The 13,657-nt window shown below is 62.2% G+C and carries 13 protein-coding genes; 4 read left to right on the forward strand and 9 right to left on the reverse strand.

What is annotated here, in order from left to right; all coding sequences use genetic code 11:
• Positions 1-14: 14 nt before the first annotated feature.
• Together CRP40_RS16305 and rlmF are read left to right on the forward strand one after the other, a co-directional pair.
• Entirely contained in the window at positions 15-2,861 is a 2,847-nt protein-coding gene (locus tag CRP40_RS16305; protein WP_023533311.1) for a valine--tRNA ligase, read from the forward strand.
• Positions 2,862-2,989: 128 nt separating this feature from the next.
• Positions 2,990-3,943: a 23S rRNA (adenine(1618)-N(6))-methyltransferase RlmF gene (gene rlmF / locus CRP40_RS16310; protein ID WP_027913759.1), complete on the forward strand. Its 954-nt coding sequence runs from the start codon at positions 2,990-2,992 to the stop codon at positions 3,941-3,943.
• A 50-nt stretch (positions 3,944-3,993) separates the two neighbouring features.
• Here rlmF and CRP40_RS16315 read toward each other — a convergent pair whose 3' ends face one another.
• Positions 3,994-4,275, reverse strand: coding sequence for an HU family DNA-binding protein (locus CRP40_RS16315; protein WP_003255106.1), 282 nt, complete (start codon positions 4,273-4,275; stop codon positions 3,994-3,996).
• A 372-nt stretch (positions 4,276-4,647) separates the two neighbouring features.
• Between CRP40_RS16315 and yejK the strand changes: the two genes are divergently transcribed.
• Positions 4,648-5,655: a nucleoid-associated protein YejK gene (gene yejK / locus CRP40_RS16320; protein WP_027913758.1), complete on the forward strand. Its 1,008-nt coding sequence runs from the start codon at positions 4,648-4,650 to the stop codon at positions 5,653-5,655.
• Here yejK and CRP40_RS16325 read toward each other — a convergent pair.
• Positions 5,636-5,971: a GIY-YIG nuclease family protein gene (locus tag CRP40_RS16325; RefSeq protein WP_097223518.1), complete on the reverse strand. Its 336-nt coding sequence runs from the start codon at positions 5,969-5,971 to the stop codon at positions 5,636-5,638. The two genes, yejK and CRP40_RS16325, sit on opposite strands and share 20 nt — an antisense overlap.
• A 36-nt stretch (positions 5,972-6,007) precedes the next feature.
• On the opposite strand from CRP40_RS16325, the gene CRP40_RS16330 reads away from it, so the two are divergent.
• Positions 6,008-6,880, forward strand: coding sequence for a hypothetical protein (locus CRP40_RS16330; RefSeq protein WP_027913756.1), 873 nt, complete (start codon positions 6,008-6,010; stop codon positions 6,878-6,880).
• Here CRP40_RS16330 and CRP40_RS16335 read toward each other — a convergent pair.
• From CRP40_RS16335 to CRP40_RS16365, 7 genes are all read right to left on the reverse strand, one after another.
• Positions 6,859-7,344 (reverse strand): nuclear transport factor 2 family protein, encoded by a 486-nt coding sequence (locus tag CRP40_RS16335; protein WP_027913755.1) that lies wholly within the window; start codon positions 7,342-7,344, stop codon positions 6,859-6,861. The two genes, CRP40_RS16330 and CRP40_RS16335, sit on opposite strands and share 22 nt — an antisense overlap.
• Positions 7,345-7,419: 75 nt before the next feature.
• Positions 7,420-8,700 (reverse strand): MFS transporter, encoded by a 1,281-nt coding sequence (locus tag CRP40_RS16340; RefSeq protein ID WP_027913754.1) that lies wholly within the window; start codon positions 8,698-8,700, stop codon positions 7,420-7,422.
• A gap of 123 nt (positions 8,701-8,823) precedes the next feature.
• Entirely contained in the window at positions 8,824-9,870 is a 1,047-nt protein-coding gene (hisC, locus tag CRP40_RS16345) for a histidinol-phosphate transaminase (RefSeq protein WP_027913753.1), read from the reverse strand.
• A 2-nt stretch (positions 9,871-9,872) separates the two neighbouring features.
• Positions 9,873-11,198, reverse strand: coding sequence for a histidinol dehydrogenase (hisD, locus tag CRP40_RS16350; protein WP_027913752.1), 1,326 nt, complete (start codon positions 11,196-11,198; stop codon positions 9,873-9,875).
• Positions 11,199-11,324: 126 nt separating this feature from the next.
• A complete protein-coding gene (hisG, locus tag CRP40_RS16355) occupies positions 11,325-11,960 on the reverse strand; it encodes an ATP phosphoribosyltransferase (protein ID WP_023533364.1) in 636 nt (211 codons plus the stop codon).
• Between the two features lie 121 nt (positions 11,961-12,081).
• A complete protein-coding gene (gene murA, locus CRP40_RS16360; RefSeq protein WP_027913751.1) occupies positions 12,082-13,347 on the reverse strand; it encodes a UDP-N-acetylglucosamine 1-carboxyvinyltransferase in 1,266 nt (421 codons plus the stop codon).
• Between the two features lie 23 nt (positions 13,348-13,370).
• Positions 13,371-13,610, reverse strand: coding sequence for a BolA family protein (locus CRP40_RS16365; RefSeq protein ID WP_019471361.1), 240 nt, complete (start codon positions 13,608-13,610; stop codon positions 13,371-13,373).
• Between the last annotated feature and the right edge of the window lie 47 nt (positions 13,611-13,657).

Below are 13,657 nucleotides of genomic sequence, written 5' to 3' on the forward strand. Positions count from 1 at the left end.
GGGTCCCGCCGCGCATGGATAAGACCTACCAGCCGCACGCCATCGAAACTTCCTGGTACAACACCTGGGAAGCCGAAAACTATTTCGCTCCACAAGGTGCAGGCGAGTCCTACACCATCATGATTCCGCCGCCGAACGTGACCGGCAGCCTGCACATGGGCCATGGTTTCAACAACGCGATCATGGATGCCCTGATCCGCTTCCGCCGCATGCAGGGTCGCGACACCCTCTGGCAGCCTGGTACCGACCACGCGGGCATCGCCACGCAGATGCTGGTCGAGCGCCAGCTTGAAGCCAAGGGCCTGAACCGTCATGACCTGGGCCGCGAACAGTTCCTGGAAAAAATCTGGGAGTGGAAAGACCAGTCGGGCGGCAACATCAGCCGGCAGATTCGTCGGCTCGGCTCCTCCGTGGACTGGAGCCGCGAGCGCTTCACCATGGACGATGGCCTGTCCGAAGCGGTCAAGGAAGCGTTCGTGCGCCTGCATGAAGACGGCCTGATCTACCGGGGCAAGCGCCTGGTCAACTGGGATACCAAGCTGCACACCGCCATTTCCGATCTGGAAGTCGAGAGCCACGACGAGAAAGGTCACCTGTGGAACCTGCGCTACCCGCTGGCCGACGGTGCCACCACCGCCGAGGGGCTGGATTACCTCGTGGTCGCCACCACGCGTCCGGAAACCCTGCTGGGTGACGCTGCCGTCGCGGTCAACCCCACCGACGAACGCTACCAGGCCCTGATCGGCAAGTTCGTCGAGTTGCCGCTGGTTGGCCGTCGCATCCCTATCGTTGCCGATGACTACTGCGACCCTGAGTTCGGCACCGGTTGCGTCAAGATCACCCCGGCCCACGACTTCAACGACTATGAAGTCGGCAAGCGTCATAACCTGCCGCTGCTGAACATTTTCGACAAGAATGCCGTGGTGCTGCCAGCAGCCCAGGCATTCAACCTCGATGGTTCGCTCAATGACCAGGTAGACACCGCCCTGCCGTCCCAGTACGCCGGCCTCGATCGCTTCGTTGCACGTAAGCAGATCGTTGCCGACCTGGAGGCTCAGGGCCTGCTGGTCGGCATCGACGACCATGCCTTGAAAGTGCCCAAGGGCGACCGCTCGGGCACCATCATCGAACCGTGGCTGACCGACCAGTGGTACGTTTCCACCAAGCCGCTGGCCGAGCCTGCCATCGCTGCGGTCGAGGATGGCCGTATCCAGTTCGTGCCCAAGCAGTACGAGAACATGTACTTCTCCTGGATGCGCGACATTCAGGATTGGTGCATCAGCCGGCAGCTGTGGTGGGGCCATCGCATCCCGGCCTGGTACGACGAGGCGGGCCGGGTCTATGTCGGGCGCAACGAGGAGGAAGTGCGCAGCAAGCACGGCCTCGGCGCGGACGTGAACCTGCGCCAGGATGACGACGTGCTCGACACCTGGTTCAGCTCGGGCCTGTGGACCTTCTCAACCCTGGGCTGGCCGGAGCAAACGGAGTTCCTCAAGAAATTCCACTCCACCGATGTGCTGGTCACCGGCTTCGACATCATCTTCTTCTGGGTTGCGCGCATGATCATGTTGACCATGCACCTGATCAAGAACGAGGACGGCACGCCCCAGGTTCCGTTCAAGACCGTGTACGTGCACGGCCTGGTGCGTGACGGCCAGGGCCAGAAGATGTCCAAGTCCAAGGGCAACGTGCTGGACCCACTGGACATCGTCGACGGCATCACCCTCGATGCCTTGCTGGAGAAACGCACCAGCGGCATGATGCAGCCCAAGCTGGCCGAGAAGATCGCCAAGCAGACCAAGGCCGAGTTCCCCGAGGGTATCGCCAGCTACGGTACCGACGCCCTGCGTTTCACGTTCTGCTCCTTGGCCTCGACCGGTCGCGACATCAAGTTCGACATGGGCCGCGTCGAAGGCTATCGCAACTTCTGCAACAAGATCTGGAACGCCGCCCGCTACGTGCTGGACAAGGGTGAGGACTGTGGGCAGAACGGCGAGGCCTACGAGCTGTCGCTGGCCGACCGCTGGATCATCTCGCAGCTGCAGCGCACCGAAGCTGAAGTGACCCGTCAGCTCGAACAGTTCCGCTTCGACCTGGCCAGCCAGGCGCTGTACGAATTCATCTGGAACCAGTACTGCGACTGGTACCTTGAGCTTTCCAAGCCAGTGTTGTGGGATGAGCAGGCCCCTGTGGAACGCGCCCGTGGCACGCGCCGCACCCTGGTTCGCGTGCTGGAGGTGGCACTGCGCCTGGCCCACCCGTTTATGCCGTTCATCACCGAGGAAATCTGGCAGCGCATTGCACCGTTGGCCGGCGTCGAAGGCAAGACCATCATGCTGCAGCCCTGGCCTCAGGCCAATGACGCCCGCATCGACGTGGCCGCCGAAGGCGACATCGAGTGGCTCAAGGAGCTGATGGTCGGCTTGCGCAACATTCGCGCTGAAATGAACATCGGCCCTGGCAAACCCCTGCCGCTGTTCCTGAAGAACGCCAGCGCCGACGACCAGCGCCGCCTGCAGGAAAACGAAGCCTTGCTCAAGAAATTGGCCAAGGTCGAATCGTTCACCGTGCTGGGCGACAACGACGAGGCGCCATTGTCCGCCACGGCGCTGGTGGGTGACCTTCAGGTGCTGGTACCGATGGCCGGGCTGATCGACAAAAATGCCGAACTGGCTCGCCTGAACAAGGAAATCCAGCGCCTGCAAGGCGAAGTGGCGCGCGTGGGCGGCAAGCTGTCCAACGCCGCGTTCGTCGACAAGGCACCGCCTGCCGTCATCGAGAAGGAGCGCGCCAAGCTGGCCGAGTCCGAGCAGGCGTTGGCGAACTTCACCGAGCAGCATGCGCGGATTGCAGCGCTGTAACCTGACCGTGCAGTGCTGACTGACGAGGGCTCAGCCCTCGTTCGCGGCCAGCCCCGGGGCAACCGGGCCGGCCGCGACCGGGCCGTCCAACGGTCTGGGGGCCAGCACCTGCAACACCGGACCCGAGCATGACCCAGAGCAAACCCACCCTGCACCCGCGTAACCGCCATCAAGGGCGCTACGATTTTCCCAGCCTGATCAAGGCACACCCTGATCTGGCGCGCTTCACCCTCACCAACCCCCATGGCAAACCCAGCATCGATTTCGCCAACCCCGAAGCGGTGCGAGTGTTCAACCGTGCCCTGCTCAAGGCCCAGTACGGGATCCAGCATTGGGACATCCCCGCCAACTACCTGTGCCCGCCGATTCCAGGTCGCGCCGACTACCTTCATGTGGCCGCCGACCTGTTGGCTGCCGATAACGCAGGCCAGCTCCTCAAAGGCGCTCAGGTGCGCGTGCTCGACATCGGCGTGGGTGCCAACTGCATCTACCCGCTGCTGGGCCATAGCGATTACCGCTGGCGCTTTCTGGGCTCGGACATCGATCCGGTAGCATTGGCGTCGGCCAAGGCGATCATTCAGGCCAATGGCTTGGACAAGGTCATCAACCTGCGCCAGCAGAGCAACCCTGCGCATATCCTCAGCGGCCTGCTCAAGGACGACGAGCGCTTCGACCTGACCCTGTGCAACCCGCCCTTCCATGCCTCACGCGAAGAAGCCACCCGTGGCAGCCAGCGCAAATGGAAGAACCTGGGCAAACAGGACCCCAAGCGCAAGCTGCCCGTGTTGAACTTCGGTGGCCAGAACAACGAACTGTGGTGCGAAGGCGGTGAAATCCGCTTCGTCACCCAACTGATCAACGAGAGCGCGCAATACGCCAGCCAGACACTGTGGTTCACCAGCCTGGTGTCGAAGGCCAGTAACCTGCCGGCACTGGAGGCAGCCTTGAAAAAGGCGGGGGCCGCGGCTGTGCGCGTTGTCGAAATGGGCCAAGGACAGAAACAGAGCCGCATGCTCGCCTGGAGCTTCCATGACGATGCTGCGCGCCAGGCATGGCGCGCCAAGCCCATTTCACAGGCATGAAAAAACCGCGCTCGGGTAACCCGGGCGCGGTCAGGTCACTGCATCGACAATTACTTGTTGATGGCGTCGGTCAGCACTTTGGCCGGTACGAACTTGACGACTTTCTTGGCAGCGATTTCGATGGCAGCGCCAGTCGAAGGGTTGCGGCCGGTACGGGCAGGACGCTCGGAGACTTTCAGCTTGCCGATGCCTGGCAGGGTGATTTCAGCGCCGTTTTCCAGTTGGTCGGCAACGATCTGGCCCAGTTGCTCCAGAGCGTTCTTGGCGGTGGCTTTAGGCGCTGCGATCGATTCGGCGATGTCGGCAATCAGTTGGTCTTTGGTCAATGCCATGGTGGTGTTCCTTCCCTATCAAATTCGATGGTTATGCAGCGAACGACGACGTTATCGGGCCAGCCCCGACGAGATTGGAGGGCCGCGCCAATTGGGTATGTAGATACGCAAATCAGCGTTTGGTTCGACACGCCGAGCGCGTACTGCAGCAATGCGCCACAACAGGGGCGCAAGACGGCGCAAAACTACCACAGCAGCGGATAAATATCCGCTGCCACCCCTGATTTAATGCAGGTTTTCAGGCCTTGATGATGAAAAGACCGCAGATTTGAGTAAAAAACCGCCAACCTGCGATTCTGCTTCGATCCGCCCACTGAATCACCCAGCGTCTGAGGTAAACTTCAGTGCTTTTGTACCTGTCCGAGACTCCCCATGCCAATCCGACATTGCATCGTTCACCTGATCGACAAAAAGCCCGATGGCAGCCCTGCCGTATTGCACGCACGTGACGCCGAGCTCGCGGCCTCGGACGCCATCGAGAACCTGCTAGCCGACCTCAATGACAGCTACAACGCCAAACAAGGCAAGGCTTGGGGGTTCTTCCACAGCGAGTCCGGCGCTTATCCGCTCAGTGGCTGGCTGAAACAGTACCTAGAGCAGGAGCAGGATTTCACCGCCTTCAGCCGGCAGGCTGTGGAGCATCTGCAAAAGCTGATGGAAGAGTCCAATCTGTCCACCGGCGGGCACGTTCTGTTCGCGCATTACCAGCAAGGCATGACCGAATACCTGGCCATCGCATTGCTGCACCACAGCGAAGGCGTTGCCGTGAACGCCGAGCTCGATGTCATGCCTTCGCGGCACCTGGACCTGGGTCAGTTGCACCTGGCAGCACGCATCAATCTTTCGGAATGGAAGAACAACCAGAACTCCAAGCAGTACATCTCGTTCATCAAAGGCAAGAACGGCAAGAAAGTCTCGGATTACTTCCGTGACTTCATCGGTTGCCAGGAAGGTGTGGACGGGCCGGGCGAGACGCGCACGCTGCTCAAGGCGTTCAGTGACTTCGTGGAAAGCGAGGACCTGCCTGAGGCCTCTGCCCGCGAAAAGACCCAGACGCTGGTGGACTACGCCACCACGCAGACCAAGTTGGGCGAACCGGTGACGCTCGAAGAACTGTCCAGCCTGATCGATGAGGATCGGCCCAAGGCGTTTTACGACCATATCCGCAACAAGGACTACGGGTTGTCACCGGAGATTCCTGCCGATAAGCGCACCCTCAACCAGTTCCGTCGCTTCACCGGCCGTGCCGAAGGGCTGTCGATCAGTTTCGAGGCGCACCTGCTGGGCGACAAGGTGGAGTACGACGAAGCTGCTGGCACCTTGATCATCAAAGGTTTGCCCACGACGCTCGTGGATCAGCTCAAGCGTCGCAAAGACTGACCGCACGGCATGCAGGTTCGGCGTTGTAGGAGGACACCAGTGCCTCTTTCGCCGACTTGCGCAGGCGCTTGACCAGCCTTTCCTGGCGCAAGGCTTCGCTTTTGTCTGGCCACCGCTCCATGTAGACCAGGGCCTGGGCAGGGCTGCTTTTGAAAAAGCGTGCCCCCTGGCCTTTGCGGTGCGCCTCGAAGCGCCGCCGCGGGTCATCGCTGATGCCACAGTAGAGCGCGCCATTGGCCGCCCTGACCAGGTACACATACCATGGTTTGATTACCTGATCCGGTACTCTTTCACTCAACACAACGGTTGTATCCATCATTAACTTCATGAGCCCACTCGACGAGGGCTCATCATGCTCCATTTGCAGATTCGTTCACTGCTGGCCACTGCGGTACTCGCTGCAACTGCCAGCGCACAGGCTTCGATTGGCGCCCAGACCGCCGCCCGCATGCAGGAAAACTATAACGCCACCCCCACCCAGTGCGAGGGCAATGCCGTGCCGGCCCATGCCTGCTCTGGCGTCTTGCTGAGGTCCACGCTTCCATCTCCGTACTATCACACCTGGCATCATAGCCAGAACAGCAAGGACAAAGGTGGTGTTTCGTTTTCCTACCTGCGCAGTGACTTGCCGACCACTGGCCTGGCCGCCGATGGTCGCAGTGGCTTCACCTTGTATCCGCTGATACAGCGACCCGCTGGATCCCTGCGCTATGAAATGCTCTGCGCATGGCCCACCGACGGCGACACCTGGGAACGTGACAACCGGGGGTGCGGCGACAATCGACAGACACCCGAACGTGAAACGGCTTGCCATGAGCAAGGCGTGCACACGGCCGAAGACTGGATCGCACGCTTCAGGCTGACCGGCGACTACAAGCGTCAATGCGCCTTCGACATACGCCGGGCGCGCATACCGGAACGCGCGGAAGCCTTCCACCAGACCCTGCGCACGCAACGGTTGTTTGCTGACGAACTGCCCTTTGTCTGGAACGAGATAGTCATCGGCGCTTGGGATGAAGCCCGCGCGGGCGAGCTGCCCATCCAGTCATTCTTTTACATCGACGGGGAGTCCGGTGCCCTGGAGCAGGCCCAGGCAGATCAGAAGGACTGGCACCGCACCCATGGCGGCTTCATACCCGTCATCAAGGTACGGCTACCCTGGCAGGCCGGTGAGCGTGCCACGTTCACCTATCACGACCGTGATCAGGCCGTTGCCGCCCCTTGAGCGTGCTGGTACGCCCGCAAGCCCTTGAATGCCTGGTGGCGTACTTTGGCCTGTAGCCAAGGTGTCCAGCCCAGCAGTAGCCCTGGCGCACCCAGGGCCTGGCGGGACCAGGCCCACAGGTCGAAGTCGTCTTGATGCCGGTGTATCAGCCCATCGCGGATCTCGAAGCGTGCCTGGATGGTGTTGACCACGTCTCGTCCGGTCTGGGCGAAGACGTAAGTGGCAGTCCATTGCGCCGAACCACCGCGCTCATCGGCACACACGTTGTCGTAGCGCAGGGAGAAATCCTTGGCGCGCCGGGTCAGCATTCGCCACATGTCGCCGGCGTCCCTGCCACGCAGCGTGCCGAAGACCGGATCACTGAACACCACGTCATCGCTGTAACAGGCGACCATGGCCTGGGCATCAAGCCGCTGGAACGCCTGGTAGAAACGGGTTATCAACTCGCGGTTGGCATCGCTCATCAAAGGGCCTTCCCTTGGGTTAAAACCGCACGATAATCCGCGTCGCCGGGTTACGCCAGTACCACCGTGAAACCATCAGACCTTCTCGCTGGTGACCTGCACATGCAACGCGCGCCCTGCCCCCAGGCCAAACACGATGGCCCCTGCACCGAGCACCGCAAACACCCAACCCAAAGCACTCCAGCCTCCGGTCAGGTCATGCACCAGGCCCACGGCGAACGGACCCATCGACGCCAGCGTATAGCCAACGCCCTGAGCCATGCTGGAGAGGTTTGCCGCCACATGCGCATCCCTTGAGCGCAGCACGATCAAGGTCAGTGCCAGGGCAAACGTGCCACCCTGGCCCAGGCCCAGCAGCACTGCCCAGCCCCACAGCCCCGACAAGGGTGCGTAAAGGCAGCCGAACAGTCCGCAAAGGGTCACCAGCATGACCACCACGATCGCTAGGCGCTGATCACGTCCACGGGTGGCCAACCAGGGTGCCGCAAGCGAGCTGAACAGTTGCATGATCACCGACCCCGACAGCACCAGGCCCGCCTGGGTTGGGCTAAGGCCGCGGCCAATCAGGATAGAGGGCAGCCAGCCGAAGACAATGTAGGCGAGCGAGGACTGCAGGCCCATGTACAGTGTGACCTGCCATGCCAGCGGATCACGCCAAAGGCCACGCACGCGATAGGCGACCTTGTGCACGCCATGACCGTTGCGCGCCTGTGGCAGCCATACCAGCATGGCCAGCACGGCTGGTAGCATCCAGAACCCCAGTGCCGGGGCCCAGTTGTCGCCCAAGGCGTGCGCCAGCGGCACGGTCGCCCCCGCCGCCATCGCCGCCCCCAGGCACAGCGCCATGGTATAGACGCCGGTCAGCGTGCCGGCATGCTGTGGAAAGTCGCGCTTGACGATACCCGGTAGCAGTACACCGATGATGCCGATACTGGCACCGGCCAGCAGGCTGCCCAGAAACAGACCCGTCGTGCCCAGGACACTGCGCAGGACGATGCCCACCGCCAAGGTCCCCAGAATGCCCAGCACCACCCGTTCGCTGCCCAGGCGGCGCGCCAGCATGGGCGCGAGCGGCGCGAACAGGCCCAGGCACAGCACCGGCAATGTCGTCAGCAGGCCTGCCTGCGCTGCGCTGAGCCCCAGCCCGTCAGAGACCTGCCCCAGCACCGGCGCCATGCTCGACAACGCAGGGCGCAGGTTCAAGGCCACCAGTATCAGGCCGAGCAACAGCAGCCAGGGTTTGTGCCTGACCGGCGGCTGGCTCTGCACCTGCTCGTCGTCCGCCTCGGCGTCGATGAGCAACGGATCGCTGTCATGATCCACTGCTGGGGTTTTGGGCATTCTGGATTCAGGCATTGGTAACTCGTGTCAGAGGGCGAGCAAGATCAGGTGCGTCGCCTGGGCCGCACCCGTGGTTGGATAACCTCGAAACAAAGACGCACGCCATGAGCCTTGCGGGACATGGCGAACGCAGCGACGTCACGCCAGGGCGTCGAGCAACGCCTGATTCATTTCAGGGGTGCCAATGGTGATGCGCAGGAACTGATCGATACGCGCCTGCTTGAAGTGACGCACGATGACCCCTTGCTCGCGCAACTGCGCCGCGAGGGCGGCGGCATCGTGTCGAGGATGGCGGGCAAAGACGAAGTTGGCTGCCGATGGCAGCACCTCGAAGCCACGCGCTTGCAACTCGGCCACCAACGCTTCGCGGCTGTCGATCACTTTCTGGCAGGTCTGCTGGAAATACGCTCGATCGGCGAATGCCGCTGCTGCACCGACGATGGCGGCGCGGTCCAGTGGGTAGGAGTTGAAGCTGTTCTTGATCCGCTCCAGTGCCTCGATCAGGTCCGGATGACCTACGGCCAAGCCCACCCGCAGGCCGGCCAGGGAGCGCGATTTCGACAGGGTCTGGGTTACCAGCAGGTTGTCGTAACGGTCTACCAGGCTGATCGCCGTCTGACCGCCGAAATCGATGTAGGCCTCATCGACGACCACCACCGAATCCGGGTTCTGCTGCAAGAGTTGCTCGATGGCCTGCAACGGCATCAGGCAGCCAGTCGGCGCATTGGGGTTGGGGAAAATGATACCGGCGTTGGGCTTGCGGTAGTCCTCGACACGAATCTGGAACTGCTCGTCCAGGGGCACCTGCTCATAGGCAATGCCGTACAGCCCGCAATACACCGGATAGAAGCTGTAGCTGATGTCTGGAAACAGCAGAGGCGCATCGTGCTGGAACAGGCCATGGAAGATGTGCGCCAGCACCTCGTCCGAGCCGTTGCCGACGAATACCTGGGCAGCGGTGATGCCGTAGTAGTCCGCGACCGCTTGCTTCAGGTGATCGCCATTGGGATCAGGGTACAGGCGCAGGCTATCGTTGATTTCACCGCGCATGGCTTCGAGCGCCTTGGGCGACGGGCCATAGGGGTTCTCATTGGTGTTCAGCTTGACCAGGCGGGCAAGCTTGGGCTGTTCACCAGGAACATAGGGCACTAGCGCCTTGACGAAAGGGCTCCAGAATCGACTCATGCTCAGTTCCCCTTCTCGGTAGTCAGAATGCGGTATTCGGCACTGCGCGCGTGGGCGGTCAGCGACTCGCCGCGGGCCAGCACGGAGGCCGTGCGCCCCAGTTCGGAAGCGCCCTGCTCCGAACAGAAGATGATCGATGAACGCTTCTGGAAGTCATAGACCCCGAGCGGGGACGAGAAGCGTGCAGTGCCAGAGGTGGGCAGTACATGGTTCGGACCCGCGCAGTAGTCACCCAGTGCCTCGCTGGTGTGACGCCCCATGAAAATGGCGCCAGCGTGACGGATGTGCGGCAACCACGCCTGTGGATCTGCCACTGACAACTCGAGGTGCTCGGGCGCGATACGGTTGGCCACCTCGATGGCCTGCTGCATGTCGCGCACCTGGATCAATGCCCCACGCCCATTGACCGACTTTTCGATGATGTCGGCCCGCTCCATGGTCGGCAGCAACTTGTCGATGCTTTTCGCGACACGGTCGAGGAATGCAGCGTCCGGGCTCACCAGGATGGCCTGGGCGTCCTCGTCGTGCTCGGCCTGGGAGAACAGGTCCATGGCGATCCAGTCTGGATCGGTCTGGCCGTCACACACCACGAGGATCTCGGAGGGGCCGGCGATCATGTCGATCCCGACCTGCCCGAACACATGGCGCTTGGCCGTGGCGACATAGATGTTGCCCGGGCCGACGATCTTGTCGACCTTGGGCACGCTGGCAGTGCCATAGGCCAGAGCAGCCACGGCCTGGGCGCCACCGACGGTGAACACGCGATCGACACCGGCGATACAGGCCGCGGCCAGCACCAGTTCGTTGACCTCGCCACGCGGTGTAGGCACCACCATGACCACCTCGCCCACACCCGCCACCTTCGCGGGAATGGCGTTCATCAGCACGGATGAGGGGTAGGACGCCTTGCCGCCAGGCACGTACAACCCGGCGCGATCCAGCGGGGTGACCTTCTGGCCCAGCACGGTGCCATCGGCTTCGGTGTACTGCCAGGAGTCCTGTTTTTGCCGCTCGTGGTAAAGACGCACGCGCTCGGCGGCTTTTTCAAGGGCCGCACGCTGGGTGTCAGTGATGCGGGTCAGTGCGAGCTCGAGCCGCTGACGATCGAGGATCAAGTCCTGGATCGAGTCGGCTTGCAGGCCATCGAAGCGCTGGGTGAACTCCACCAGGGCGTCGTCGCCGCGCTCGCGCACAGCCTTGATGATGTCGAGCACGCGCTGGTTGACCGCCTCATCGGACACACTCTCCCAGCTCAGCAGATGATCCAGATGTCGGGCGAAGTCCGGGTCAGCAGCGTTGAGACGGGCAATTGCAGTGGACACGGTCATGGCGAGGGCCTCGGTTGATGACGAATGCTCAGGCGCCCTAGGCTACCAGTCCATCCGCGCGGGCACCTGAGAAAAGTGGCTATGACGCGGATAGACGGGCGCGACAGCGAAGGTCGCGCGCAGAAGTCAGCCGCGGTGTCGCGATTCGACCGCTTTACGCAGGGTGTCGATCAGGCTCTGGATGCGGGCGTGCTGCATTTTCATGGAGGCCTTGTTGACCACCAGGCGGGAGCTGATGTCGGCGATCATCTCCTGGGGTTCCAGGCCGTTGGCACGCAAGGTGTTACCGGTATCGACCACGTCGATGATCTTGTCGGCCAGGTTGATCAGCGGCGCCAGCTCCATGGAGCCGTACAGCTTGATGATGTCGACCTGACGGCCTTGCTCGGCATAGTAACGTTTGGCCACGTTGACGAACTTGGTGGCCACCCGCAGACGCCCCTTGGGCTCTGGCGCACCAACCACCCCGGCGGTCATCAGCTTGCAGCGGGCAATCTGCAGGTCCAGCGGTTCGTAGAGACCTTGGCCGCCATACTCCATCAACACGTCCTTGCCAGCCACGCCCAGGTCGGCGGCGCCATGCTCGACATAGGTCGGCACGTCGGTGGCACGCACGATCAGCAAGCGCACGTCGTCCTGCGTGGTGGGAATGATCAGCTTGCGGCTCTTGTCCGGGTTCTCGGTGGGTACGATACCGGCTTCGGCCAGCAACGGCAGGGTATCGTCGAGAATACGGCCTTTGGAAAGCGCGATGGTCAGCATTGGAACGTCAGTCCTTAAGCGGCTACTGCTGGCCAGGTCAACGACCTGGCGGCATTCAATTCATGAGGCACAGGCAGGGCAAGCGAGGCTGCACGCTTCCCTGCACTGCGCCAACGGGCTCCTAGCCCGGCACGCGACGGATCTTCGCGCCCAGCATCTGCAGTTTTTCCTCGATGCATTCGTAACCACGGTCGATGTGGTAGATGCGGTCGATCAGGGTGTCCCCTTCGGCTACCAGGGCCGACAGTACCAGACTGGCCGAGGCGCGCAAGTCGGTGGCCATGACCGGGGCGCCCTTGAGCGCATTGACCCCAGTGACGATGGCCGTGTTGCCCTCGACCTGGATCTGCGCGCCCATGCGGTGCATTTCATACACGTGCATGAAGCGGTTTTCGAAGATCGTCTCGATGACGGCGCCAGTGCCTTCAGCGATGGCGTTGAGCGAGATGAACTGCGCCTGCATGTCGGTCGGGAAGGCAGGATAGGGCGCGGTGCGCAGGTTGACGGCCTTGGGCCGCTTGCCGTGCATGTCCAGCTCGATCCAGTCGGTACCGGTGCTGATGTCGGCACCGGCTTCCTTGAGTTTTTCCAGCACCGCTTCAAGGATGGTCGGATCGGTGTCCTTGACCTTGACGCGGCCACCGGTCACGGCAGCGGCGACCAGGTAGGTACCGGTCTCGATACGGTCGGGCATGACCCGGTAGTTGGCCGAACCCAAACGCTCCACGCCATCGATGGTGATGGTGTCGGTGCCTGCGCCTTGGACGTTACCGCCCATGGCATTGATGAAGTTGGCCAGGTCGACCACTTCAGGCTCGCGCGCGGCGTTCTGCAACACGCTGCGACCCTTGGCCAGGGCTGCGGCCATCATGATGTTCTCGGTACCGGTCACGCTGACGGTATCGAAGAAGAAGTGCGCGCCGCGCAGCCCGCCTTCGGGCGCCTTGGCCTTGATGTAGCCGGCCTCGACTTCGATCGTTGCGCCCATGGCTTCCAGGCCGCGGATGTGCAGGTCGACCGGGCGTGAGCCAATGGCGCAACCGCCGGGCAACGCCACTTCGGCTTCACCGAAGCGGGCAACCATGGGGCCGAGCACCAGGATGGAGGCACGCATGGTCTTGACCAGCTCATACGGCGCTACCAGGGTCTTGATGCTGCGCGGGTCGATTTCCACCGCCAGCTTTTCGTCGATCACAGGCTCGATGCCCATGCGCCCGAACAGCTCGATCATGGTGGTGATGTCGTGCAGGTGCGGCAGGTTGCCTACGGTGACCGGGCCATCGGCCAGCAAGGTGGCGGCCAGGATTGGCAGGGCGGCGTTTTTCGCACCCGAAATGCGGATCTCGCCGTCAAGACGAGCGCCACCAGTGATAATCAGTTTGTCCATTTGGAATCTCGCCGCCTTGTGGCTCAGGTGCGCTCAGCCCAAGCTGCGCTGCTGAAAAATTTCATGGTTACCGCATGGATGCTGCCATTGGCGATCCATGGATTGAGGTGGGCGTAGATCGCCTGCTGACGCTTGACCGGGCTAAGGCCAGCCAGCTCGTCGCTGATCACGTTCAACTGGAAGTTGCAGCCTTCGCCTTCAACTTCGACCCGGGAACCCGGCAATTTTTCTTCAAGGAAGCTTTTAACTTCTAGGGCCTGCATGCTCAACCTCAATCGGCGCCCGATGCGCACGGGTCGGCCATCATACA

The organism is Pseudomonas sp. URMO17WK12:I9 (assembly GCF_900230165.1).
GTDB lineage: Bacteria > Pseudomonadota > Gammaproteobacteria > Pseudomonadales > Pseudomonadaceae > Aquipseudomonas > Aquipseudomonas fulva.

Bases quoted from the DNA above. Each gene is read 5' to 3' on its own strand.
- CRP40_RS16305 (WP_023533311.1), top strand. From the start codon at position 15: ATGGATAAGACCTACCAGCCGCACGCCATCGAAACTTCCTGGTACAAC.
- rlmF (WP_027913759.1), top strand. From the start codon at position 2,990: ATGACCCAGAGCAAACCCACCCTGCACCCGCGTAACCGCCATCAAGGG.
- CRP40_RS16315 (WP_003255106.1), bottom strand. From the start codon at position 4,275: ATGGCATTGACCAAAGACCAACTGATTGCCGACATCGCCGAATCGATC.
- yejK (WP_027913758.1), top strand. From the start codon at position 4,648: ATGCCAATCCGACATTGCATCGTTCACCTGATCGACAAAAAGCCCGAT.
- CRP40_RS16325 (WP_097223518.1), bottom strand. From the start codon at position 5,971: ATGGATACAACCGTTGTGTTGAGTGAAAGAGTACCGGATCAGGTAATC.
- CRP40_RS16330 (WP_027913756.1), top strand. From the start codon at position 6,008: ATGCTCCATTTGCAGATTCGTTCACTGCTGGCCACTGCGGTACTCGCT.
- CRP40_RS16335 (WP_027913755.1), bottom strand. From the start codon at position 7,344: ATGAGCGATGCCAACCGCGAGTTGATAACCCGTTTCTACCAGGCGTTC.
- CRP40_RS16340 (WP_027913754.1), bottom strand. From the start codon at position 8,700: ATGCCTGAATCCAGAATGCCCAAAACCCCAGCAGTGGATCATGACAGC.
- hisC (WP_027913753.1), bottom strand. From the start codon at position 9,870: ATGAGTCGATTCTGGAGCCCTTTCGTCAAGGCGCTAGTGCCCTATGTT.
- hisD (WP_027913752.1), bottom strand. From the start codon at position 11,198: ATGACCGTGTCCACTGCAATTGCCCGTCTCAACGCTGCTGACCCGGAC.
- hisG (WP_023533364.1), bottom strand. From the start codon at position 11,960: ATGCTGACCATCGCGCTTTCCAAAGGCCGTATTCTCGACGATACCCTG.
- murA (WP_027913751.1), bottom strand. From the start codon at position 13,347: ATGGACAAACTGATTATCACTGGTGGCGCTCGTCTTGACGGCGAGATC.
- CRP40_RS16365 (WP_019471361.1), bottom strand. From the start codon at position 13,610: ATGCAGGCCCTAGAAGTTAAAAGCTTCCTTGAAGAAAAATTGCCGGGT.